This window comes from Plantibacter sp. CFBP 8798 (assembly GCF_014841195.1).
Classification (GTDB): Bacteria; Actinomycetota; Actinomycetes; order Actinomycetales; family Microbacteriaceae; genus Plantibacter; species Plantibacter auratus.
In genome coordinates this window covers 1-23,197 of record NZ_JACYTS010000001.1, presented here as the reverse complement: position 1 = coordinate 23,197, position 23,197 = coordinate 1, and the positions used below count along the sequence as shown (strand labels likewise).

Here is a 23,197-nt window from a genome sequence, read left to right as displayed (position 1 = left end):
TCAGAGTCCGCGCGACACCGCGGCTGCCGCTGCGAGCCACGCCCGCTGCGTGCTCGACCGCAGGGCGTCGTGACGGATGACGCCGTTCTTCAAGGCGGGATCGAAGGGGACGACGACCACGTCGCGCACGTAGGGTCGGAAGTCCTCGGCGTACGCGTTGGCGATCGACGTGTCCTTGGCCTCGGCCTCGGAGACGATGACGACGGCGTTGCGCGCGAGTTCAGCACCGCGCTCGCTCACGCGGCTGACGGCGGTGAGGGTGAGCCGCGCGCCCTCCTTCTTGTCCTCGACGGTCGTGGTCGGGATGACGAGCTGGTCGGTCAGCTCCACCATGCGCCGCCAGTTGGGGGCACCGGCAGAGTTGCCCGAGTCCATGACGATCAGGCGGTAGTACTTCGCGAGGACGCGATGGACGAGGTCGACCTCGTCGGCGGTCACCACATGCTCGCCATCGGCCGCGGATCGCAGCACCTCGTACTTGTCGCCGGGCTGGTGGTGGACGAACCGCGACAGGTCGGCTCGCTCGGCGCCGGGGGAGAGGAGGTCACTCGCCGCGGCGAGGAGGTCGAGGACGGTCGAATCATGGCCGCCCTGCTCGGTCCGCCAGCCGAGCGTGCCCATGGTCTCGTTGTTGTCCCAGGCCGCGACGCCGCCACCGCCGTACCGGGCGAAGACGGACGACAGGTTGACGACGGTCGGCGTCTTGTTGGCGCCGCCCTTCTGGTTCGCGACGGAGATGGTGCGACGCCTCGGGAAGTGGCGTGACACGGCGTGGACGTCGTCACGCTCGGCGCGCTCGCTCGCGGACGGCGGCACCGAGAAGCCGAGCTTGTTGAGCAGGCCGGCGAGTCCCTGCTGCGCCGGGCCGATCGTGGGCGGCGCGAGGAACGAGGGTGCATCGCGCAGGTCTCGTCGAGCCGTGGCGGCCGGCTGGCCCGGAGCCTGCTGCTGCTGTGGGACCGGGTGCTGCTGCTGCGCGGGCGCGGCCGGCGGTGCCTGCACCGACTGCTGGACCGGGACCGCCCGCTGCGACGGCACCGGTTGCTGCGCGTTCGGCTGGTTCGAGACCGGCTGGAACGGAGGTGTGCCGAACGCGGGCTGCTGCACGGTCGGGCGCTGCGGCGGGACGGGCTGCGGCGTCGTGGTCGCCTGTGGGTTGGCGGAGACTGGCGGCTTGGGCTGCACCGGGACCGGCGCAGGTGTCGACGGCTGGACGGGCGCAGCACGGGGCGGTGTCGGCGGCTGAGCCGGGGCCGGGCGCGCGGGTGCCGGCTGCGCGGGCGTGGGCGGCGGCGCCTGGATGAGCGGCACCCGTTGCGCGGCTGCGGGCGGTGGCGTGGTCCGTTGCGCGGTGCGCGCGGGCGCTGTGGACTGCGGTTCCTCCTGCAGTTCGCCGTCGACACCGATGAGGAGCACGGTGACGCTCGTGGGGTCGGTCACCGTCACGCGGATCGGTCGACCCGACTTCCGGGCCTCCGCCTGCATCAGTTCGACGAGCTGGCGGCGGGCCGTTCCCTCGTCGGTGGCGGTCAGGTACTGCTCGGCGGTGCCGACGCGGAACACGCCGGAATTATCCGCCAGCAGCGATGCCGTCATCGGCGGGAAGTCCTGTATCGAGGCCTTGTCGATCATGCTCTCACTCCTTCGCGGCGGGGGTGAACCCGTCCCCACTATGCCTTAGTACGGCGCATGTCGGATTTCCGGCCCCAGCCGTGACGCCTCGCCGAGGGCGCGCCTTCGGTCGTCTCCAGGCGCTTCAAGAAGTGGATTGCGCGCCGTCGGTGTGGCCCGCGAGGCCGACGTACATCGAGCGGTGGAGCTCCGCGACGTGGTCGAACGCCAGGCGACTCGCTGCTGCCGCATCGCCGATGCGGAGGGCGTCGACGAGCAGAGCATGCTCCTCGTTCGACGCGCGCAGGTACTCGATCCGGTAGGGGATGAAGTAGGAGTACAGCTCGCGGGACACGCGGTCATGGAGGTCGGCCGCGCCCGGCACACCTGCCGAAACCGCCAGCTCGGCGTGGAACGCCGCGTCGGCCTCTCGGAACCGGCTCCAGTCCGGCTCGGTCCGCATGGTCGCCACGAGGTCGTCGAGTCGATGCAGGGAGGCCGCCTCCGGCGCAGCGGCGGCCCGCGCCGCCAGCCCGGCTTCGAGCGTCGCGCGCTGGTCGATGAGCGTGTGCACGTGGACGGCGTCCTCGCGGTAGGCGGCGATCTCGGGCACGGTGCCCACCGCGGGCGCATCCGCGATGAACGTGCCGCCCGTGTTGCCCTGCCGCCGGACCACGACGCCCTCGTCGCTCAACGCCCGATACGCGCGCCGCACCGACATCTCGCTGACCCCGAACGCTCGAGCCGCTTCCTCGGGTGCCGGGAGCCGTTGGCCGGGCACCAGCATCCCGAGCTCCAGCGCCAGCGAGATCCGCGCGCGGACGGTGTCGACGGCGGTCGTGCGTCGGATCGCTCCGAGTGAGGGCGAACCCAGATCCATGGCACCCTCGTCTCGTCGCTGATCGACTCCGCGACCCTGGTTCAGCCGGCGGTCGGTTGGTCGGCGGTCGCCTCGCTCACCGCGCCGTCCGGCTCGGCGTCCAGGGGGAACCGCTTCCCCAACACGATACCGATCAGCATGGCGACCACGGGGATGAGGGCGAGCACGACACTCACGGTGACGCTTCCGCCGGTGACGAGCGTGAAGTTCGACAGCACGAGCCACAGCGCGAACGCGAGTCCGACCACCGCGAGGATCGGGAACACCCGCGCACCCCACATGCGGCCGGCGACCAGCTCGGGTCGCCGCGCGAAGAACACGAGGACGGCGATCGAGGTCGTCAGCATGAGCAGCACCATCCCGACGGTCGCTACCCCGGCCATGGATCCGAAGACCCCGACGAGCGGGTCGAGGCCGGCGAGTGCGAGTGCTGCGAGGACGATGGCCGCCGTCACCGTCTGCACGATCGAGGAGGCCGACGGGGAGTGGTGTGCGGGGTGGCGCCGGCCGAGGCGGGCGGGCAGCACCGACTTCTGCGCCAGTGTGAACTGGTAGCGCGCGATGACGTTGTGGAAGGACAGCACGCACGCGAACAGGCTCGTGATGAGCAGCACCTGGACGACATCGCGCATGATCGGGCCGAGGTAGGTCGTCGTCGTGTCGAGCAGGAGGTTGCCCTCGCCGGCGAGCGTCTGCTGGGCGACCGCGACGGCGTTCCCTGCGCCGACGCCCGTCACGAGCGCCCAGCAGGAGATGGCGTAGAACACACCGATGATGACGACGGCCAGGTACGTTGCTCGCGGGATGGTGCGTTCCGGGTTGCGCGCCTCGTCTCGGAAGACCGCGGTCGCCTCGAATCCGATGAAACCGGTGAGGGCGAAGAGCACGGCGACGCCGATTCCACCGGTGAAGATGTTGGCGGGGTCGAAGGTCTCGACCGCGATGCCGTCCGCGCCGCCCGTCGCGAAGATGACGACGTCGAGCACGACGACCACGAGGATCTCGAGCGTCAGGGCGATGCCGAGCACCTTCGCGCTCAGGTCGATGTGCCGGTAGCCGAGCACCGCCACGATCGCCATCGTCGCGAAGGAGTACAGCCACCAGGGCAGGCTCGGGCCGCCGAAGTACGTGACGAGGTCGTCGAGCGCCCACCCCATGTAGCCGTACACGCCCACTTGGATCGCCGTGTAGGCGACGAGCGCGGTGAAGGCGGAACCCAGACCGAGGCGCGAGCCGAGTCCGGCCGTCACATAGGAGAAGAACGCGCCGGCTTCGCGGACGAACGGCGTCATGGTGACGAAGCCGACGGAGAAGACGAGGAGGATCACGGCGGCGAGGGCGAAGCCGATCGGGGCTCCGGCGCCGTTGCCGGTGCCGATCGCGATGGGGACGTTGCCGCCGATCACGGTGAGTGGTGCGGCGGCGGCGATCACCATGAAGACGATGGAGCCGGTACCGAGCTGGCCGTCGAGGCGCTGACGCGGCTCGGCGATGGGGTTGACGGTCATGAGGTCACTTTCCAGGGGAGTCGGGGGACTCGGAGGGGGTGGGGAGGAAGGACGGGATCCTTCAATACAGCTCGGCGCGGCGGTCGGCGAGGTAGGGGTTCTCCTGCCTGGCGCGCTTGGTGGCCTCGGGATCGATCGTGGCGATCATGAGACCGACGGCGTCCGCGTCGAGCGCGTCGAGGACCACGCCGTCCGGGCCGACGATGCTGCTGCGGCCGACGTAGGTGAGGTCCCCTTCGGAGCCGACGCGGTTGACGTAGACGAGGTGGACCTGGTTCTCCCAGGCGCGCACCGGGATGAGCCGCTCGGCGATGTGCGCGTACGGCTCCATCTGCGCGGTGGGGACGATCACGACGTCGGCGCCGTCGAGGGCCGCCGCGCGGACGGTCTCGGGGAACTCGACGTCGTAACAGATGAGGACGGCGACGCGGACGCCACCCAGGTCGACGGTCGGTGCGAGGGTGTCACCGGCCACGAAGAGCTGTCGGTCGAGCTCGCCGAACAGGTGCGTCTTGCGGTACCGGAGTAGCTCCGTCCCGTCAGGACCGACGAGGACGAGGGCGTTCGCGACGGCTCCGCCGGGGAGCGGTTCGGGGAGGCCGGCGAGGATCGCGATCCCGGTCTCGCCAGCGATCGCGGCGACCCGGTCGACCAGCTCCGGGGTGGCGAGCGGGGCGAGGCGGTCGCCGAGGTTGTAGCCGGTGATGAACATCTCGGGGGTGACGAGCAGATCCGCGCCGCGATCCGATGCCTGTCGGGCGGCGTCGGCGACGAGCGCGAGGTTCGCCTCGACGTCTCCGGGGACGCCGTGGTGCTGCAGTCCGGCGATGGTCAGGGTCATGGCGGTGGAGCTCCTCTGCGGGCGTGCGTCGATGCACTCAGTAAACAGCTCAAAGTGAGTTGTTTGATGTCCATCATGTTTCGATCCGGTTTCGCCCGCAAGAGGCGAGGGCCATACTGGTGGCGTGCGCGCCCTTCCTGTCGACGTCCCGATCGTGCTCGGCCCCTTCGGAGGCCTGTCCTCCGTCGAACTCACCGCGACGGTGAGTGAGCTGGGCGGCCTCGGCTCCTTCGGTCTGTACGGCTACGACGCCGAGCGCATCGAGCGGACGGTCACGGCGCTCCGCGAACGGACCGCGGCGCCGTTCGCACTCAACCTGTGGCTGCCGCGTGGCGACGAGCTGTCTCCCGACGACTCAGAGGCGTCCTTCGCAGCCGCGGTCGAGGCGCTCCGACCCGTGTTCGACGAGTTGTCGCTCGAGCTGCCCGATCGCCCGGCCCGGTACGTGCCGCCGTTCGACGAGCAGATCGAGGCCGTCCTGGACGCGCGGCCCGCCGTGGTCAGCTTCGTCTTCGGGGTTCCGCCGCGGCCGGTGGTCGACGCGGCGCACGAGCGGGGCATCGTCGTGCTCGGGACGGCGACCACGGTTGCCGAAGGGCTCGCCCTGCAGGAGGGCGGCGTCGACGTCGTCGTCGGCACGGGCATGGAGGCCGGCGGCCACCGCGTCTCGTTCCTGCGAGCGGCCGAGGACTCCCTCGTCGGTCTGGTCGCCCTGATCCCGCAACTCGTCGACGCTTTGGACGTCCCGGTGATCGCCGCCGGCGGTATCGCCGACCGACGTGGTGTCGCCGCCGCACGGGCGCTCGGCGCCGCCGGCGTGCAGGTCGGGACCGCCTTCCTCCGCACGAGCGTCTCCGCGGCGACGGCCGAGCATCGGGCGGCCATCGTCTCGACGCCCGCCGACGGCACCGTCCTCACGCGCGCGATGAGCGGCAGGCTCGGCCGGGGTGTCCCGAACCGGGTGCTGCGCCAGATCGAGGCCTCGGGGGTCGTCGCCCCGTTCCCGGTCCAGAACTGGCTGACCGGTCGGTTCCGCACCGTCGCCTCCGAGCGGGGCGTCGCGGACCTCCAGGGCTTCTGGGCTGGGCAGGCGTCACTGCTGACCCGGGATCGGGCCGATGCCGAGTCCGTCTTCGCGGAACTCGCCGCGGGCCTTTCGGTCCCACCCAGGGCACCCTGACCCCGGTCCGCGTCGCCCGCAGGACCGCGTAAGCTGGAGGGGACTTCCTGCAAGAGATGAGACGTTCACCGTGCCCAGCATTCCGTTCGACGGCGCCAAGCACGATCGGTACTGGATGGTCCCGATCCTGCGTGCGGTGATCGCGCTCGCCACGGCGGGGGTCGTCACCTTCACGCAGGGCCACTCCTCGCAGTTCGGCCTCGTGGTCTTCGGGGTCTTCACGCTGCTGTCCGGCGCGATCGTCGGCGCCTTCGCCTTCCCGAACTTCTCCGACACCGTGACGCGCGCGTTCTTCCTCGGCCAGGGCGTCATCGGCGTCGTGACCGGCGTCTTCTCGCTGCTCGTGAGCGGCGGCGGGCTGAGCATCTTCCTCTACGTCGTCACCCTGTGGGCGGCCCTCACTGGATTCCTCGAGCTGTACAGCGGGATCCGCTGGCGCGGACGCCTCGCCGCGGCGAAGGACTGGACCGCGGTCGGTGCCTTCACGGTGCTGCTCGCCATCGCGACGCTCCTCGTCCCGCCCGGACTCGAGCAGCGATTCGCCGCCCCGGGAGGTGTCGAGGGTGTCCTCCGTGCGGACATCGTCGTCGTCGGCCTCGTCGGAGCATACGCCGCGATCATCGGCGTCTACCTCGTCATCGGCGGACTGTCGCTGCGGTGGGCGGGCAAGCGCCCGGTCACCGGCGCAGCCACCGACGACACCACCGGCACGGCTGGAGCCGCATCATGAGCAAGCCCAACCGCGACGACGTCCTGCGGCCGATCGAGCTCCTCGTGCTCTCGGGCGTCATGGGGGTCTTCACCGGCGTCGTCGTCCTGATGTCGACCCGCGAGATCGTCCTGTCGCTCATCGGCCTGGGCATCGCGTTCATCGCCTCGCTCGTCGTCCTCGCGATGCTGGCGCTCGCCGTGAAGCCCGACTTCCAGGAGAAGCTCGACCTCGACGAGCAGGACGGCGACGACAAGCGTCCGCCGCGCCCCTCCGGCCACTGACCGTCTCGTCCCTCCGGCCCTGAGCGCTCCCTCCGGTCCCTGAGCTTGTCGAAGGGCGCACGCCGACAGGCTCGGTGACCGGTCTCCCGTTCCCCGAGCCTGTCGATGGGCGACCTACGGCAGGTAGTCCACCAGGTCGTCGGAGAGCCCGAGGTACGTCGCCGGGGTGAGCTCGAGCAGGCGCTGCTTCGCGGCGTCGCCGATGTCGAGCTTGGAGACGAACTCGACGAGCTCCGCCTGGCCGAGACGCTTGCCGCGCGTGAGCTCCTTGAGGAGCGCGTAGGGGTCCTCGATGCTCGAGCGACCCGCGGTCACCTCGGCGCGGATGACCGTCTGGATGGCCTCCGCGAGCACCTCCCAGTTGTGGTCGAGGTCCGCGGCGAGCACGTCCTCTGCGAGGTCGATCTGCCCGAGGCCGCCGAGGATGTTGTCGAGGGCGAGCAGCGAGTGGCCGAACCCGACACCGATGTTGCGCTGGGCGCTCGAGTCGGTGAGGTCGCGCTGGAGTCGCGAGGTGACGAGGGTGGCGGCGAGGGAGTCGAGGATCGCACTCGACAGCTCCAGGTTGGCCTCGGCGTTCTCGAAGCGGATCGGGTTGACCTTGTGCGGCATGGTCGACGAGCCGGTAGCGCCCGCGACCGGGATCTGTCGGAAGTAGCCGATGGAGATGTACGTCCACATGTCCGTGGCGAGGTTGTGCAGCACGCGGTTGGCGTGGGAGATCTTGCCGTAGAGCTCCGCCTGCCAGTCGTGCGACTCGATCTGGGTCGTCAGCGGGTTCCAGTCGAGGCCGAGCCCCTCGACGAACTCGCGCGAGATGGCGGGCCAGTCCGCGTCGGGATCGGCGACGACATGGGCGGCGAAGGTGCCGGTCGCGCCGGAGAACTTGCCGAGGTACTCGTTCGCCTCGATCTGCAGGGCGATGCGCTCGAGTCGGTAGACGGTGACGGCGAGCTCGCGGCCCATCGTGGTGGGCGTCGCCGGCTGGCCGTGCGTGCGGGCGAGCATCGGGACGGCCCGGAAGTCGACGGCCTTGGTGCGCAGGGAGTCGAGGACGAGTCGCAGCTTCGGCAGCCAGATGGCGCGGACGGCCTGCGACACCGTGAGCGCGTAGGAGAGGTTGTTGATGTCCTCGCTCGTGCAGGCGATGTGGGTGAGTTCGGCGATGCGGTCGAGGCCGAGCTCGGACAGGCGGTGGCGCACGAGGTATTCGACGGCCTTCACATCGTGACGCGTGACGGCCTCCTTCTCGGCGAGCCAGTCGATGTCGGCCTGGCCGAAGTCGAGGTAGAGCGCGCGGAGCTGTTCGATCTCCGCCGGGGTGAGCGGGGAGGAGCCGAACATCGAGTGCTCGGTGAGGTAGACGAGCCACTCGACCTCGACCTGCACGCGGGCGCGGTTCAGGCCGGCCTCCGAGAGGTACTCTCCGAGCGCCGTCACGGCGGGGCGGTAGCGACCGTCGAGCGGGCTGAGCGGCTGGGCGGGGAATTCGGTCATGGGGTGGCTCCCTGGGTCAGTGCTGGTTCGAGCTGGTGGAAGAGGGATCTGCAGGCATGGTCGATCATGCCGAGGACGGTCTCGAACATCTGGGCGTCCGAGTAATAGGGGTCGGGCACGTCGCGGGTCCCGGAGGTGCTGTCGAAGCTCAGGAGCAGGTGCACCTTGGAACGGTCGGCGTCGTTGCCCGCCCAGGCCCGCAGGATGCGTTCGTGACTGCGGTCGAGGGCGACGACGAGGTCGTAGCTGTCGAAGCGGTCGGGGTCGAACTGCTTGGCCCGGTGGGCGGTGGCGTCGTGGCCGTGCGCTCGCAGTGCGGTGACCGTGCGGTGGTCGGCGTGCTCGCCGACGTGCCAGTCGCCGGTGCCGGCGGAGGAGACCTCCACGACCCGCTCCAGCCCGGCGGCCGCGACGAGGTCGGTGAAGACGCTCTCGGCCATCGGGGATCGACAGATGTTGCCCGCGCAGACGAAGCACACGCGGAACGGGGTCGTGCCGGGGTCGGCCTCCCCGAGGGTGTTCATGCGTCTATTCTGGCCGACCGCGCCCGAGCCGTCGAACCGTTCTCAGCTGACTCCGCTCCACAGCTCCACTCCGGTCAGCTTCCTCCACATCACCACGGTGTGCCGTCGTGACCGCTCCGCCGGTTGGGCAGAGTCGAGCGTGATGCCGGCGGTGGGCGGGCGGAGGGCGAGGGGACATGGCGTTGGAGTACGACCCGTTGGCGATGGGCTTCCCGTCGCAGTCGACGGCAGAGGAGGTTGCCTCGATCCTCAAGGGGCGCGCTCGATGTCTCGAGGACGTCCTGCTCGAACTGGAGCCGGAGATCCTCAGGTTCGCGCAAGCGCGCAGCGGTCTCGAGTGGGTCGGTCCAGCAGCCGTGCAGTTCTCCTGGTCCGCGGACGAACTGACCGCAGTGCTTCGTCAATCGGCCTCTGCACTCGATGAGGGACTCCGAAGCGCTCGTGGGGCGGCATCGTCGATCGCCGACGGGAGTGGAAGATGAGCGACGACCTCACCATCCGAGGAGGAGGCGTCGTAGCCGTCGCCACTGAGGATCACCTGCTCCTCGGCGCGTTGCTCCTCGAACTCGGCGAGGCCTGCGCGAGCTGGGCCGACCGCGTGGAATCGGTGTCGACCGACGACGTGTCCCTGGTGCCCGTCGGCCCGACGATCGTTCCCCAAGCCGATGCGGGGGCGGGAAGCGGGGCGGCTGCGAAGGCCGCCACCAGCTTGCGGCGTGCGAGCGACGACGCGAGCCGGTTGGGCGGGCATCTCATCGTCGGGGCGAAGCAGTACGGAGAGCTCGAGCGGATGGTCCAATCGTTGTTCACGTTCACCGGGGGCGCCGCGGGATGGGTCCTGGGAGCCTCCCCATTGATCCCGCTCGGTGTCCTCGCCGCCGTTGGAGAGGTGACGCTCATCAGGACCGTGTTCCGCGGAGTGTTGGGGTTGCTGTCCTCGGACCTGCAGGACGGCTTCGATGAGGTCTCGGCGAAGACTGCGCGTGAGCTGATGTCGTCACCCGCGTTCGTCGCCCTCGTGCGCGGAGTCGTATCGGGTTCCGACGAGTTCATGATCAGCGCGTTCGGTCTGCCGGCGATGCTCGACGCGAACCGTCTGAGCGAGGAGGGCATCACCGGGGTGGCGTTCGCAGCCGCGGTCGCACTGCGCGGAGTCGACCGTGCCGGCCTCCTCACTCCCGCGGCGCCGGTCCGCACGGTCGAGGTGAAGGCCCAGGGCGCTCCGGCGCCCCTGAAACCTCCGACCCGGTACGAGGACCTCGTCGAGCGGATGCCGCACGGGGGAGCGGGCTCCCCGCAGATCAGGATCGAGCGGTACGAGGACGCCTCCGGCGCCGACCAGTGGATCGTCTGGTCGGGTGGAACCATCGAGACCGGGTTCCCTGAGACATCGACCGAGCCCTTCGACAACCGCAGCAATGTCAACGCCGTCGCAGGTCTGGAGGCGGAGAGCGCCGAAGCGACCCTCCAAGCCATGCGACTCGCGGGTATCCCGGACGGCGCCTCCGTACTCCACGTCGGGTACTCCCAGGGCGGCATCATCGCGTCCCGCATCGCTGCCAGCGGTACCTACGACTCCTCGGTCGTCACCTTCGGATCGCCGGTCGAATCCGTCGACTTCGCGGACGACCTCCCGCGCACCCATGTCGAACACACCGAGGACGTCATCCCCGCGCTCTCCGGTGAACGACGCGACTCACTCAACGGGGGTACCGTCGTCCAGCGTTCGTTGTACGACGGAGGACCACCGCCGGCCGGTGACGACCCCCTTCCGGCTCACAATCTGGACCGTTACCGGGAGACGGCGCGCCTCATCGACCAGTCCTCGGAGGAGCGGCTCACGCCAGCGATCGACCCCCTCGCCGGGCTCACGGGCACCGGGGAGGTCTGGCAGTACCGGGCCGACAAGGTCCTGCCGTGACCGTGCGGTGGAGCCGAGTGGTCAGTCGCGCGTCTTCGGGCGGATGACGATGCCGAGCAGCCAGTTCACGATCGAGATGACGATCGCCCCGAGGACGCCCCACCAGAAGCCGTCGACGGTCAGGCCGAAGCCGAACCAGCCGCTGATGCCCGCGGTGATGAGGAGGAGGAGCCCGTTGATGAGGAGCCCGATCAGGCCGAGCGTGAGGATGTAGAGGGGGAACGCGAGCACCTTGATGACCGAGCCGATGATGGTGTTCACGACCGCGAAGATGAGGGCGACGAGCGCGAAGGTCAGGATCGTCTCGAGCGTGCCGCCGGGCGCGTACGGTGTCACGTTCACACCGGCGACGATGAGGGTGGTGACCCAGATGGCAAAGCCGTTGACGATCAGGTTCAGCAGAAAACGTCCCATGACGGCAATCCTCCCACCCTTGCCACGGCGGGCAAAGGGCCGATTCGGACCGGCGCACTGCATTCCGACGCAGGTATCCTTCGCGGCCTAGACTCGTCGAGTGAGTGACAACCTGCCAACCACCGCCCAGCCGGCCGCTCAGCCGGGCCGGAGCCCGGTCCGTCTCCGTCCGGAGATCGCAGATCTGCCGCCCTACCGTCAGGGCAAGCCGGCCGCACCCGACGCGTTCAAGCTCTCCAGCAACGAGGTCCCGTTCCCGCCGCTCGACGCCGTCCTCTCGGCCATCACCGACACGGCTGCCAACTCCCACCGCTACCCCGACGGCGCCGCACTCGCGTTGCGAACGGCGCTCGCCGAAGCCAACGGAGTCACGCCGGAACGCATCCACATCGGGGCGGGCTCGGTCGCACTCCTCAGCCAGTTCATCACCGCCACCGCCGGTCCGGGAGACGAGGTCGTCTTCGCCTGGCGATCCTTCGAGGCCTACCCGGGTCTCGTGACCGTCGCCGGCGCGACGTCCGTGCGCGTCCCGAACCGGCCCGACGGCTCCCACGACCTCGAGGCGATGGCCGCAGCCGTCACCGACCGCACCCGCGTCGTCATCGTCTGCACGCCGAACAACCCCACGGGCCCGGTCGTCGAGCGCGCCGCCTTCCTCGCCTTCCTCCGCTCCGTGCCGTCCGACGTGCTCGTCCTCCTCGATGAGGCCTACCGCGAGTTCGTCACGGACGACGACGCCGTGAACGGCATCCCGCTCCTCGACGAGCACCCGAACCTCGTCGTGCTCCGCACCTTCTCGAAGGCCTACGGACTCGCCGGCCTCCGCGTCGGCTGGGCCATCGGCCACGAGCTCGTCCTCGACGGCGCCCGCAACGCGGCCATCCCGCTCTCCAGCACCGCGCCGGCGCAGCAGGCGGCCATCGCCGGACTCGCGAACGCCGAGGACATCCGAGCCCGCGTCGCGGTCATCACCGCCCGACGCGACGACCTCGCCGCCGCACTCCGCGAGCAGGGCTGGTTCATCCCCGCGTCACAGGGCAACTTCGTCTGGTTCGGCCTCGGCGAGCAGACGGCTGCGGCGAACGAGACCTTCCTCGCGCACGGCATCGTCGGCCGCGCCTTCCCCGGCGACGGCGTCCGCATCTCGATCGGTGAAGCCGAGTCGATCGAACCGCTCCTCGCCGCCGCTGCAGAGATCCTCGCCGGACTGCCGGCCGACCACCCGACACGAGAGGGAGTGCGCTCACGATGAGCCGTTCCGGAGACGACCCCACCGTGCCCAGCGTCCAGTTCATCGACGCGGCCGGCACCTTCGCGCCGAACGAACACGCGGAGCGCTATCAGCCGTTCCTCGATCGCCTGACCGAGACCGACCTGCAGCAGTTCTACCGCGACATGGCGAACGTCCGCGCCTTCGACATCGAGGCGACGAACCTGCAGCGCCAGGGCCAGATGGCGCTGTGGCCGCCGAGTCACGGGCAGGAGGCGGCGCAGGTCGGTTCGGCCCGTGCGGCGCGAGCCCAGGACCACATCTTCCCCTCGTACCGCGAACACGTCGTCGCGATGATCCGCGGCGTCGACCCCATCGACATCGTCCGGCTCATGCGCGGCAACACGCACGGCGGCTGGGACCCGGCAGATCCGTCGAACGGCAACATGCACCTGTACACCCTCGTGCTCGCCGCCCAGACCCTGCACGCGACCGGCTACGCGATGGGCCTGAACTTCGACAAGGCCGTCGGCACCGGCGACCCCGACCGCGACACGGCCGTGCTCGTCTACTTCGGCGACGGCTCGAGCTCCGAGGGTGACGCGAACGAGGCGTACATCTACGCCGCCAGCTACCAGACGCCGCAGGTGTTCTTCCTCCAGAACAACCAGTGGGCCATCTCCGTCCCCGTCTCCCGTCAGGCCCGCGAGCCGCTGTATCAGCGCGCGGCCGGCTTCGGCCTCGACAGCGTCCGCATCGACGGCAACGACGTGCTCGCGAGCTACGCGACGGCGGCGAAGCACCTCGACGACGCCCGCGCCGGCCACGGCCCGAGCCTCATCGAGGCGATGACCTACCGCGTCGGCGCCCACACCACGAGCGACGACCCGACCAAGTACCGCACCGACGACGAACTCCAGTCCTGGATCGCCCGCGACCCGATCGTCCGGTTCAAGACGTACCTCCAGGGTCTCGGCGCTTCCGACGCGTTCTTCGCCGAGGTCGACGAGGAGGCTGCTGCGCTCGCGGAGGACACCCGCGTCCGCACGCTCGCCCTCGAAGCGCCCGGCCGAGAGCTCATCTTCGACGGCGTCTACTCCGAACCGCACCCGCTCATGGTCGAGCAACAGGCCTGGCTCGAACGCTACGAGGCCTCGCTCGAAGGAGGCAACGCATGACGACGACCACCATGCCGATGGCCAAGGCGCTGAACGCAGGCCTCCGGAAGGCGATGACCGAGGACGACAAGGTCCTGCTGATGGGCGAGGACATCGGCCCGCTCGGCGGCGTCTTCCGCGTCACCGAGGGCTTGCACGCCGAGTTCGGCGGCGACCGCGTCCTCGACACCCCGCTGGCGGAGTCCGGCATCGTCGGCACCGCGATCGGTCTCGCCATGCGCGGCTACCGTCCGGTGTGCGAGATCCAGTTCGACGGCTTCGTGTTCCCGGCCTTCAACCAGATCACGACGCAGCTCGCGAAGCTCACCAACCGGCACGAGGGCAAGCTGCAGATGCCTGTCGTCATCCGGATCCCCTACGGCGGACACATCGGCGCGGTCGAGCACCACCAAGAGAGCCCCGAGGCGTACTTCGCCCACACCGCCGGCCTGCGCGTCGTCAGCCCGTCGACCCCGAACGACGCCTACTGGATGATCCAGGAGGCCATCGCGTCGAACGACCCGGTCGTCTTCCTCGAGCCGAAGAGCCGCTACTGGCCGAAGGGCGAGGTCGACCTCGACAGCTCGGCCGCGCCACTGCACGGTAGCCGCATCGTCCGCACCGGCACGGAGGTCACCCTCGCCGGACACGGCGCGATCGTGAGCGTCATGCTGCAGGCGGCTGAACTGGCCGCCACGGAGGGCACGAGCGTCGAGGTCGTCGACATGCGCTCGTTGTCGCCCATCGACTACGACCCGCTCGTCGAATCCGTCCGCCGGACCGGCCGCCTCGTCTACGTGCAGGAGGCGCCCGGCTTCACGAGCGTCGGCTCGGAGATCGCGGCGACCGTCACCGAGCGTGCCTTCTACTCGCTCGAGGCACCCGTTCTTCGGGTGTCCGGGTTCGACACCCCGTTCCCGCCGGCGAAGCTCGAAGGCGTCTACCTCCCGGATGCCGACCGCATCCTCGAGGCCGTCGATCGCTCGCTGGCGTACTGAACACCGAAGGAAGACGAGGAACCACGATGAGTGATCTCCAGTTCGAACTGCCGGACGTCGGCGAAGGCCTGACCGAGGCCGAGATCGTCGCATGGAAGGTCGCGCCGGGCGACGCCGTCTCGGTCAACCAGGTGCTGGTCGAGATCGAGACCGCGAAGTCGCTCGTCGAACTCCCGTCGCCGTTCGCCGGCACTGTCGGCGCTCTGCTCGTCGAGGAGGGCCAGACCGTCGACGTCGGGACGCCCATCATCAGCGTGAGCACCGGTGGTGGGGCAGCGACCGCCGAGCCGACCGCGCCCGCACCGGCGGTCGTCGAGTCGGAGGAGGCCACGCTGGCCGCCGACACCGCGGCGAGCGTCTCTCCTGCCGAAGAGCCGCGCCCTGGTGCCGTGCTCGTCGGGTACGGCAGTGCCGGCAGCACCTCGAGCCGTCGTCGTGGCCGTGGCGCGACGCCGATCGTCGAGCCGTCGAGCCCGGCCGTCACCCCGCAGCCGCCCGTGCGCCGCCAGCCGCCGTCGAGCATCCCCGCCGCCTCCGCGCTGCCGGTCATCGCCAAGCCGCCGATCCGGAAGCTCGCGAAGGACCTCGAGGTCGACCTCACGGCCATCGAGGGCACCGGGCTCGCGGGTGAGATCACCCGCGACGACGTCATCCGTGAGGCCAGCCAGGCGAGCGTGTTCCGCAACATCGAGACGCCGGAGTGGGCCGACGAGCGCGAGGAGCGCATCCCGGTCAAGGGCGTCCGTAAGGCCATCGCGACGGCCATGACCCGCAGTGCCTTCACCGCGCCGCACGTCTCCCTCTTCGTCGACGTCGACGCGACGCGCACGATGGAGTTCGTCAAGCGCCTGAAGAACTCGACGGACTTCGCGGGCGTCAAGGTCTCGCCGCTGCTCATCATGGCCAAGGCGATGATCTGGGCGGTCCGCCGCAACCCCACGGTCAACAGCGAGTGGACCGACCAGGAGATCATCGTCCGCCACTACGTGAACCTCGGCGTCGCCGCCGCGACACCGCGCGGACTGATCGTCCCGAACGTCAAGGAGGCGCAGGCGATGAGCCTGCTCGAGCTGGCGCGCGCCCTCGAGACCCTCACGCTCACGGCCCGCGACGGCAAGACGCCGCCGGCCGACCAGCAGAACGGCACGATCACGGTGACGAACATCGGTGTCTTCGGCATGGACACCGGCACCCCGATCCTCAACCCGGGCGAGGTCGGCATCGTCGCGCTCGGCACGATCAAGCAGAAGCCGTGGGTCGTCGACGGCGAGGTGCGCAGTCGGTTCGTGACGACGCTCGGCGCCTCCTTCGATCACCGCGTGGTGGACGGCGACGTCGCGAGCCGGTTCCTGGCGGACGTCGCGTCGATCATCGAGGAGCCGGCGCTGCTGCTCGACTGAGTACACCTGCCCAGGAACCTTCCAGCCGGGCGATTTTGAGAATCAGTATCAATAGGCGTAGCGTTGGCCTTCTCACCCCGATCGAGAAGGTTCATCAATGCGCGCTCGCACCCTGCTCCCAGCCTTGGCCATCCTCCCGGCGGCCGCCCTCGTCCTCGCGGGCTGCTCCGGCAGCGGCGCGTCGAGCGCGGCCGACGACGGCAAGATCAACATCGTCGCCTCCACGAACGTGTACGGCGACATCGCTTCGAAGATCGGCGGTAAGGACGTCGAGGTGACCTCGCTCATCTCCTCGGCCGCCCAGGACCCGCACTCCTACGAGGCGAGCACGCAGGACCAGCTCTCCATCAAGAACGCCGACCTCGTCATCGAGAACGGCGGCGGCTACGACCCCTTCGTCGACACGCTCCTCGACGCAGCCAAGAACGAGTCCGTCGAGGTCGTCAACGTCGTCGACCTGTCGGGCCTCGCCCCGGACGACGACCACGCAGACGAGCAGCACACGGATGAGGCGCACGCCGAGGACGACGGCCACGACCACATCGAGGGCTTCAACGAGCACGTCTGGTACAGCTTCCCGACGATGGCGAAGCTCGCCGACGAGCTGGCCAAGGAGCTCGGCGAACTCGACAGCGCGAACGCCGCCACGTACACCGCGAACGCGAAGGCCTTCACCGAGTCCCTCGGCACGATCGAGACGGCCCAGGCCGCGATCAAGACCGCACACGACGGCGAGGGCGTCGCCATCACCGAGCCCGTCCCGCTCTACCTGCTCGAGGGCGCCGGACTCGTGAACCGGACCCCCGAGGCGTTCAGCGAGGCGATCGAGGAGGGCACCGACGTGTCACCGACCGTCCTCAAGGAGACGCTCGACCTCTTCGGCGGCGGATCGGTCGCGCTGCTTGCCTACAATGAGCAGACGAGTGGCGGCGAGACCGAACAGGTCAAGACCGCCGCGGAGAACGCAGGCGTGCCGGTGCTGTCATTCACCGAGACCCTCCCGGACGGCAAGGACTACCTCTCGTGGATGACCGAGAACGTCGACGCCGTGGCGGACGCCCTGAATCGATGACCAGCGGTCCGACCAACGACTCAGGCCCCGTCGACGTCCTGGCGCTCGCCGGGGCCGAGCTCGGTTTCGGCGGACGCACGCTCTGGGACGGCCTCGACCTCTCGGTGCGCCCGGGGGAGTTCCTCGCCGTGCTCGGCCCGAACGGCTCCGGCAAGACGAGTCTGCTGCGCACCATCCTCGGGCAGCAGCAGCTCGACCGCGGGACCATCAGGGTCGCCGGAGGCCCGGTGCACCGCGGCAACCGCCGCATCGGCTACATCCCGCAGCAGAAGCTCATCCCCGCCGGCACGCCGATGCGCGGTCGCGATCTCGTCGCCCTCGGCGTCGACGGTCACCGCTTCGGTCTCCCCATCCGCACCGCGGCGACGAAGCGTCGGGTCGACGAGCTGATCGCCTCCGTCGGCGCGACCGCCTACGCCGACGGCGCGGTGGGCACCCTGTCCGGCGGTGAGCAGCAGCGGCTCCGCGTCGCCCAGGCGCTCGCAGACGACCCGATCCTCCTCCTCTGCGACGAACCGCTGCTCAGCCTCGACCTCCAGCATCAGCGCGGGGTCAGCGAACTCATCGACCGTCGTCGGCGCGAGCACGACACCGCGGTGGTCTTCGTCACCCACGACGTGAACCCGGTGCTCCCCATGGTCGACCGCATCCTGTACCTCGCGGGCGGCCGGTTCCGGGAGGGTACCCCTGACGAGGTGCTCCGCAGCGAGGTGCTGTCGGAGCTCTACGGCACGCCCGTCGACGTGCTCCGCAGCCACGGCCGGGTCGTCGTGGTCGGCATCCCCGACAGCGAGACCCACCACCATCACCACGACGATCCGCACACCGGTGCGGTGGGGGTCGGCGCATGAACACCGACGACCTCTGGGGACGCCTGTTCAACTTCCAGGACTACGGCGCACTCCTCGAACTCGTGCAGAACTCGATCATCGCCGGCGCGGTCCTGGGCATCGTCGGCGGCCTCATCGGCGTGTTCGTGATGCAGCGGGACATGGCGTTCGCGGTGCACGGGATCAGCGAGCTGTCCTTCGCCGGCGCCGCGGGTGCGCTGCTGTTCGGGGCCAACGTCGTCGTCGGGTCCCTCGCGGGCTCACTCGTCGCCGCGATCCTCATCGGCCTGCTCGGCTCCAAAGCGCGCGACCGCAACTCGATCATCGGGGTGCTCATGCCGTTCGGCCTCGGCCTCGGCATCCTGTTCCTCGCGCTCTATCCGGGCCGGAGTGCCAACAAGTTCGGGCTCCTCACCGGGCAGATCGTCTCGGTCGACGACCCGCAGCTCGGCCTGCTCATCGTCATCAGCATCGTCGTGCTGGTAGCGCTCCTCCTCCTCTGGCGGCCCCTCAGCTTCGACAGCCTCGACCCGGACGTCGCCGCAGCGCGTGGGGTGCCGAGCCGGTTCGTCTCGCTCGCCTTCATGGTGCTGCTCGGGCTCACCGTCGCGGTGTCGGTGCAGATCATCGGTGCGCTGCTCGTCCTCGCACTGCTCGTGACGCCTGCGGCCGCGGCGCTCAGGGTGTCGTCGTCGCCCGTCCTCGTCCCGGTGCTGAGCATGCTCTTCGGCTTCGTCTCGGCGGTCGGCGGCATCCTGCTCGCCATCGGTGGATCGCTTCCGATCAGCCCCTACATCACGACGATCTCCTTCCTCATCTACCTCGTCTGCCGCATCGTCGGGCCGCGCACCGCGTCCGGGCGACGTGGTCGTCGGGCACCCGTCGGCGAGACGCGGCACGCCCAGGTCGCACGATGATCGTGGACCGTGCACCGCGTCCGCGTGGAGCTGCTTCGGAGCGTCCTCCGAGCGGTTCCCGGGTACCCTTGAAGCGACAGGCAGGAGCACCCGTGGCGAAGCGCAACACCTGGCAGCGAGAAGCTGTCCGCGAGGCCCTCGGCGGCAACGACGGATTCATCAGCGCCCAGGGTCTGCACGCCGAACTCCGCGACACCGGTTCGCCGATCGGGCTCGCGACCGTGTACCGCGCCCTCTCCGACCTCGCGGTCGAGGGCGAGGCGGACTCCCTGCAGTCGCCGGAGGGCGAGAACCTCTACCGCGCCTGCACGCCGGGCACCCACCACCACCACCTCATCTGCCGCAACTGTGGTCTCACCATCGAGATCGAGGCCGACGAGGTCGAAGCCTGGGCGCGCTCGGTCGCGTCGCAGCACGGGTTCACCGAGGCGAAGCACGTCGTCGACGTCTTCGGGCTCTGCGAGAACTGCTCGGCGGCGGCCCAGCGCGCGTGAGGCCGGAGTGAGCAGGACGACCGGCACCCTCGGGGTCGACGACGACTGGACCGCGCCCGACGACGACGGCGCGGAGCACTGGGGTCGCACCGAGGGGCGTGATCCACGGAACCTGCGGACACCGCTCCTGATCGGCGTCGCACTGCTCGTGGTGGTCGGGCTTTTCGTGCTCCGGGCGCTCATGCCGCTCGGTGAGGCGCTCACCCCGCCCACCGCGGTGCGCGACTTCGTGACCCTGACGCTCAGCGTGGTGGTGGAGTCGCTGCCGTTCGTGGTGCTCGGCATCGTGCTGTCGATCCTCGTGCAGATCTGGCTTCCCGACGGCTGGCTCGAGCGGTGGTTGCCGATGCAGCCGATCCTCCGCCGAGCCTGCATCTCGCTGCTCGGCATGTTCCTGCCGGTCTGCGAGTGCGGGAACGTCCCGCTCGCCCGCGGCCTCATCGTGCGCGGGTTCACGGTGCCGGAGTCGATCACCTTCCTGCTCGCGGCGCCGATCCTCAACCCCATCGTCATCGTCACGACGCATCAGGCCTTCGGCTGGGACGGCGGGATCCTCGTCGCCCGGCTCGTCGGCGGGTTCCTGCTCGCGAACCTCATCGGGTGGCTCTTCAGCAAGCACCCCGACCCCAGCTCGCTGCTCACGCCGACCTTCCAAGCCAGCTGCGAGGTGACCGAGCAGCACGGGCACGAGCACACGAAGGTGGAGCGCAGCCTGCAGCAGTTCGTCGCCGAGGCGCGCGCGATCATGCCGGCGCTGCTCATCGGGTCGGCCGTGGCCGGCGCCGTGCAGGTGCTCGTGCCGCGCGAGGTGCTCGTCACCCTCGGCGCGAACCCGGTCTGGTCGGTGCTCGCGATGATGACGCTCGCCGTGATCGTCTCGATCTGCTCGAACGTCGACGCCTTCTTCGTGCTGTCCTTCGGATCCACGTTCATGCCCGGCTCGATCGTCGCCTTCCTCGTCCTCGGCCCCGTCGTCGACGTCAAGATGCTCGCACTCATGCGCACCACCTACACGACCAGGACCCTCGTGATCATCACCGCGGTCGCCGTGCTGTTCTCGGCGGCCCTCGGATTCGGAGTGAACGCCCTTGCCTGATCAGAACGCCACCCACGGACACGCGCATGCCGAGACGTCGACGGCCGGCGATCGTCGCGTCCCACTGCTCGAACGCCTCCGGCAGCGATGGTGGGGCGTGCTGCTGCTCGTCACCGCCGCCGTGTGCATCCTCTGGCTCGCGTTGACCGACCGCCTCGGGCTCTACATCCACCCGCGCTACTTCGTGTTCACCGTCATCATGGCGCTCATCGCGGTCGCGCTCGGCATCGTCAGCGTACTCGTCCACGTGGACGTCGAGGAGGTGCCGAAGCGTCGCGGACGAACGGCGCTGCAGCTCGCCTCCGTCGTGGGCAGTCTCGCGGTGGTCGGTGCGATGGTGGTGCTCCCGCCGTCGACGCTGTCGGTCGCGACGGCCGACCAGCGCGCGGTGAACTCCGGCACGCTCGCGGGGGAGGTCCAGGGGCAGGACGCCCAGACGGTGCTGACCTCGAACCCGGACTTCAGCACCTTCGGCATCAAGGACTGGGCGACGCTGTTGCGCCAGACGACGCGTCCCGCCGACCTCGAAGGGCGCGCCTTCACCGGGGTCGGCTTCGTGATCGCCGATCCGGACGCGGCCGACGTCTTCTACGTCTCGCGGTTCGTCGTGAACTGCTGCGCCGTGGACGCCCAGCCGGTCGGTGTGCCCGTGCAGCTCGACGGCTGGGACAAACAGCTCAAGCCCGGTGACTGGGTCGAGGTCTCGGGGGCGCTCACCGCGAGCGACGCCTCGCATCTGCCATTGGTGGTCGGGACGGCGAAGGTCGACAAGGTCGAGGAGCCGGCGGACCCGTATGACTACTGATCGCCGGGGTGGCGCACGAGGCCGGTCGACGCAGGCCGCCGGCGACCGGAGCGGTTTCGGCCGGCTGGTCGCGATCGTGCTGATCGCGCTCGTCGTCATCGGTGGCGGCGCGGCCGTCGTGGGCTTGACCCAGGGGCCGAAGCTCGTCCGCACGGTGGTCGATCCCACCGGACTCGTGGAGTCCTGGGGCCAGCGGGTGGTCCTGGCGGTGAACCAACCGATCGCGGATCTCGGGTCGGACCGAGTGCGGATCGAGCCGGCAGCAGACTTCGACGTCAGTACCGGGGCCGGCGGCATCACGCTGGTGTTCCCCGAGCCGCTCGCCTATGCGACGGACTACCGGATCACGGTCGACGGGGTGACCGCACCGGGTGGCGGACCGGCGGCCACGCTCACGACGTCGTTCTCGACGCCGCCCGTCGAGGGGTTCTCGCTCGTGCGGAGTCCGGTCAAGGAGGGCGGCTCGGCGGCGGCGAAGGCGGACGACCGGATCGTGCGGCTCTCGATCGGCGGTGGTGAACCCGAGACCGCGTACGAAGCGGCGAAGATCCAGGAGTTCGCGACGATCGGCGACTCCCTGATCGTCGTGGAGCAGGAGACGAGCGGGCTCGGTCGCATCGTGGTGGTGGACACGACCGACGGGAGTACCGAGGAGGTGGCACTCCCGATGGGCGGGATGATCACCTCATTGCAGACCGCTCCGGCGCAGAGTCGGGTGGGGTTCCTGTTCACGGAACAGTCGTTCGGTCGCGATGGCGGCGACAACCTCACGCTGTACTCGTTCGAGCTGCGGCAGGGGAAACCCACCGAGGCCGCCAGGGTCGGCGGGATCGACGGGGCTGCGGTCCAGGCGGCGGAGTGGTCGTTCGTGCCCCGGACCTCCTCGATGCTCGTCCGCACGGTCGACAACTCGCTCGAGCTGCTCGATCCTGCTGCGACGACCGACCCGGTGCTGCTCGGCCGGGCCTCCCTCATCTCGAGTTACATCCCGGGCACCACCAAGGTCGTCATCGAGCAGGTCGACGGTGTGGTCGTGCTCGACCTCGCGACGGGGAAGAGCGAACCGTTCGTCCTGCCCTCGGTGGCACCCACCGAGATCCCCGGACAACTCGTCGCACTGTCCGAGTCCCTGTCGGCCAGGATCTACGCCGACTACGACCGCGCCGCCGGAACCACGGAGCAGCGGGTACTGGCGATCAAGGACGGCGCGACCGCCGAGCTCTATCGACCTGACGCGGGTGCCGTCATCTGGTCACTGTGCGCGAGCCCGAACGCGGAGTACGTCGCGGTCGTCGTAGTCCCCGACTTCGCGAAGGCCGGCTTCGACGGGTACGCCAACGCGCCGATGCCCAACGGCCCCGAGATCGAGGTCGTCGACGCCCGCACCGGCAAGGTGGTCGGGACGCAGGCCGGTTTCGACCTGTCCTGGTGCGCAGGCACGGGTGTCGCGCAGTGACCCTGCGCCGACCCGTTCGCGGCCGCCTCGGCGAAAACCGCGTGATTCCGGGCGACACGCCCGGGATGCAAGCGGAATTTGCCACGATCCCGAGACACACGTAGAGTAATCACTCGTCACCCCAAAGGTGCGGGAAGCGGAAGAGCTTCTCGGCCTCAAGCGGGGACAATCCCCAGCCAAAAGCGAGAACATTTCGATGTTACCGTTTCAAGTCTCGGTTGGATGACTTCCTCCTGGTGTCACTCGTGCTCAGCATGACTCTGTTCGCAGAGCGGCTGAAATGCCGAGTTGACAACAAGCCGGGAAGATGTAAGATAGAGAAGTTGCCCTGCAGGGCGGTCGTGATGGCCAAAGGCAGGAGCATCCGATCCTTGAGAACTCAACAGCGTGCAC

The 23,197-nt window shown here is 69.5% G+C and carries 22 protein-coding genes; 15 read left to right on the top strand and 7 right to left on the bottom strand.

The window, feature by feature from the left end; all coding sequences use genetic code 11:
- The 4 genes from IFU30_RS00110 to IFU30_RS00095 form a co-directional block, all read right to left on the bottom strand.
- Complete coding sequence (locus IFU30_RS00110; RefSeq protein ID WP_192003899.1) at nt 1-1,632, bottom strand: chromosome partitioning protein ParA; 1,632 nt, start codon at nt 1,630-1,632, stop codon at nt 1-3.
- Nucleotides 1,633-1,756: 124 nt separating this feature from the next.
- Nucleotides 1,757-2,491, bottom strand: coding sequence for a FadR/GntR family transcriptional regulator (locus tag IFU30_RS00105; RefSeq protein WP_192003898.1), 735 nt, complete (start codon nt 2,489-2,491; stop codon nt 1,757-1,759).
- 41 nt (nt 2,492-2,532) lie between these two features.
- Complete coding sequence (locus IFU30_RS00100; RefSeq protein ID WP_192003897.1) at nt 2,533-3,999, bottom strand: APC family permease; 1,467 nt, start codon at nt 3,997-3,999, stop codon at nt 2,533-2,535.
- Between the two features lie 61 nt (nt 4,000-4,060).
- Complete coding sequence (locus tag IFU30_RS00095) at nt 4,061-4,840, bottom strand: carbon-nitrogen hydrolase family protein (RefSeq protein ID WP_192003896.1); 780 nt, start codon at nt 4,838-4,840, stop codon at nt 4,061-4,063.
- Between the two features lie 124 nt (nt 4,841-4,964).
- Here IFU30_RS00095 and IFU30_RS00090 point away from each other — a divergent pair, with 124 nt between their 5' ends.
- The 3 genes from IFU30_RS00090 to IFU30_RS00080 all read left to right on the top strand — a co-directional run bounded on the left by IFU30_RS00090 (nt 4,965) and on the right by IFU30_RS00080 (nt 7,013).
- Nucleotides 4,965-6,020 (top strand): nitronate monooxygenase, encoded by a 1,056-nt coding sequence (locus IFU30_RS00090; RefSeq protein ID WP_192003895.1) that lies wholly within the window; start codon nt 4,965-4,967, stop codon nt 6,018-6,020.
- 70 nt (nt 6,021-6,090) lie between these two features.
- Nucleotides 6,091-6,750 (top strand): hypothetical protein, encoded by a 660-nt coding sequence (locus IFU30_RS00085; RefSeq protein WP_192003894.1) that lies wholly within the window; start codon nt 6,091-6,093, stop codon nt 6,748-6,750.
- Nucleotides 6,747-7,013: a hypothetical protein gene (locus IFU30_RS00080; protein WP_056010480.1), complete on the top strand. Its 267-nt coding sequence runs from the start codon at nt 6,747-6,749 to the stop codon at nt 7,011-7,013. Before IFU30_RS00085 ends, IFU30_RS00080 begins: the two co-directional genes overlap by 4 nt.
- Nucleotides 7,014-7,127: 114 nt before the next feature.
- Here IFU30_RS00080 and purB read toward each other — a convergent pair whose 3' ends face one another.
- Nucleotides 7,128-8,510, bottom strand: a complete 1,383-nt coding sequence (purB, locus tag IFU30_RS00075; protein ID WP_064296029.1) for an adenylosuccinate lyase — start codon at nt 8,508-8,510, stop codon at nt 7,128-7,130.
- Nucleotides 8,507-9,034 (bottom strand): low molecular weight protein-tyrosine-phosphatase, encoded by a 528-nt coding sequence (locus IFU30_RS00070; RefSeq protein ID WP_079704175.1) that lies wholly within the window; start codon nt 9,032-9,034, stop codon nt 8,507-8,509. The genes purB and IFU30_RS00070 overlap by 4 nt, the downstream gene beginning before the upstream one ends.
- A gap of 478 nt (nt 9,035-9,512) precedes the next feature.
- Here IFU30_RS00070 and IFU30_RS00065 point away from each other — a divergent pair, with 478 nt between their 5' ends.
- Nucleotides 9,513-10,955, top strand: coding sequence for a hypothetical protein (locus tag IFU30_RS00065; protein ID WP_192003893.1), 1,443 nt, complete (start codon nt 9,513-9,515; stop codon nt 10,953-10,955).
- Nucleotides 10,956-10,976: 21 nt separating this feature from the next.
- Here the strand turns inward: IFU30_RS00065 and IFU30_RS00060 are convergent, their stop codons facing one another.
- Entirely contained in the window at nt 10,977-11,369 is a 393-nt protein-coding gene (locus IFU30_RS00060; RefSeq protein WP_159876305.1) for a phage holin family protein, read from the bottom strand.
- A 100-nt stretch (nt 11,370-11,469) separates the two neighbouring features.
- On the opposite strand from IFU30_RS00060, the gene IFU30_RS00055 reads away from it, so the two are divergent.
- The 11 genes from IFU30_RS00055 to IFU30_RS00005 all read left to right on the top strand — a co-directional run bounded on the left by IFU30_RS00055 (nt 11,470) and on the right by IFU30_RS00005 (nt 22,804).
- Nucleotides 11,470-12,621 carry a histidinol-phosphate transaminase gene (locus IFU30_RS00055; protein WP_342450772.1) on the top strand — a complete coding sequence of 384 codons (1,152 nt, stop codon included), beginning with the start codon at nt 11,470-11,472 and terminating at the stop codon, nt 12,619-12,621.
- The gene (locus IFU30_RS00050; protein WP_079704171.1) at nt 12,618-13,757 is read left to right on the top strand and encodes a thiamine pyrophosphate-dependent enzyme; all 1,140 of its coding nucleotides are present in this window, start codon (nt 12,618-12,620) and stop codon (nt 13,755-13,757) included. Before IFU30_RS00055 ends, IFU30_RS00050 begins: the two co-directional genes overlap by 4 nt.
- Nucleotides 13,754-14,734, top strand: coding sequence for an alpha-ketoacid dehydrogenase subunit beta (locus IFU30_RS00045; RefSeq protein WP_192003892.1), 981 nt, complete (start codon nt 13,754-13,756; stop codon nt 14,732-14,734). Before IFU30_RS00050 ends, IFU30_RS00045 begins: the two co-directional genes overlap by 4 nt.
- A 26-nt stretch (nt 14,735-14,760) precedes the next feature.
- Entirely contained in the window at nt 14,761-16,134 is a 1,374-nt protein-coding gene (locus tag IFU30_RS00040) for a dihydrolipoamide acetyltransferase family protein (RefSeq protein WP_192003891.1), read from the top strand.
- Between the two features lie 97 nt (nt 16,135-16,231).
- Nucleotides 16,232-17,206, top strand: a complete 975-nt coding sequence (locus IFU30_RS00035; protein ID WP_192003890.1) for a metal ABC transporter solute-binding protein, Zn/Mn family — start codon at nt 16,232-16,234, stop codon at nt 17,204-17,206.
- Nucleotides 17,203-18,057, top strand: coding sequence for a metal ABC transporter ATP-binding protein (locus tag IFU30_RS00030; RefSeq protein WP_192003889.1), 855 nt, complete (start codon nt 17,203-17,205; stop codon nt 18,055-18,057). Before IFU30_RS00035 ends, IFU30_RS00030 begins: the two co-directional genes overlap by 4 nt.
- A complete protein-coding gene (locus tag IFU30_RS00025; RefSeq protein WP_085511689.1) occupies nt 18,054-18,953 on the top strand; it encodes a metal ABC transporter permease in 900 nt (299 codons plus the stop codon). Before IFU30_RS00030 ends, IFU30_RS00025 begins: the two co-directional genes overlap by 4 nt.
- 92 nt (nt 18,954-19,045) lie before the next feature.
- On the top strand, nt 19,046-19,447 hold the full coding sequence (locus IFU30_RS00020) for a Fur family transcriptional regulator (protein ID WP_079704165.1): 402 nt from the start codon (nt 19,046-19,048) through the stop codon (nt 19,445-19,447).
- Between the two features lie 7 nt (nt 19,448-19,454).
- Nucleotides 19,455-20,543 carry a permease gene (locus IFU30_RS00015; protein WP_441005539.1) on the top strand — a complete coding sequence of 363 codons (1,089 nt, stop codon included), beginning with the start codon at nt 19,455-19,457 and terminating at the stop codon, nt 20,541-20,543.
- Nucleotides 20,536-21,348 carry a TIGR03943 family putative permease subunit gene (locus IFU30_RS00010; RefSeq protein WP_241160967.1) on the top strand — a complete coding sequence of 271 codons (813 nt, stop codon included), beginning with the start codon at nt 20,536-20,538 and terminating at the stop codon, nt 21,346-21,348. The genes IFU30_RS00015 and IFU30_RS00010 overlap by 8 nt, the downstream gene beginning before the upstream one ends.
- Nucleotides 21,338-22,804, top strand: a complete 1,467-nt coding sequence (locus IFU30_RS00005; RefSeq protein WP_192003888.1) for a hypothetical protein — start codon at nt 21,338-21,340, stop codon at nt 22,802-22,804. Before IFU30_RS00010 ends, IFU30_RS00005 begins: the two co-directional genes overlap by 11 nt.
- Nucleotides 22,805-23,197 lie beyond the last annotated feature (393 nt).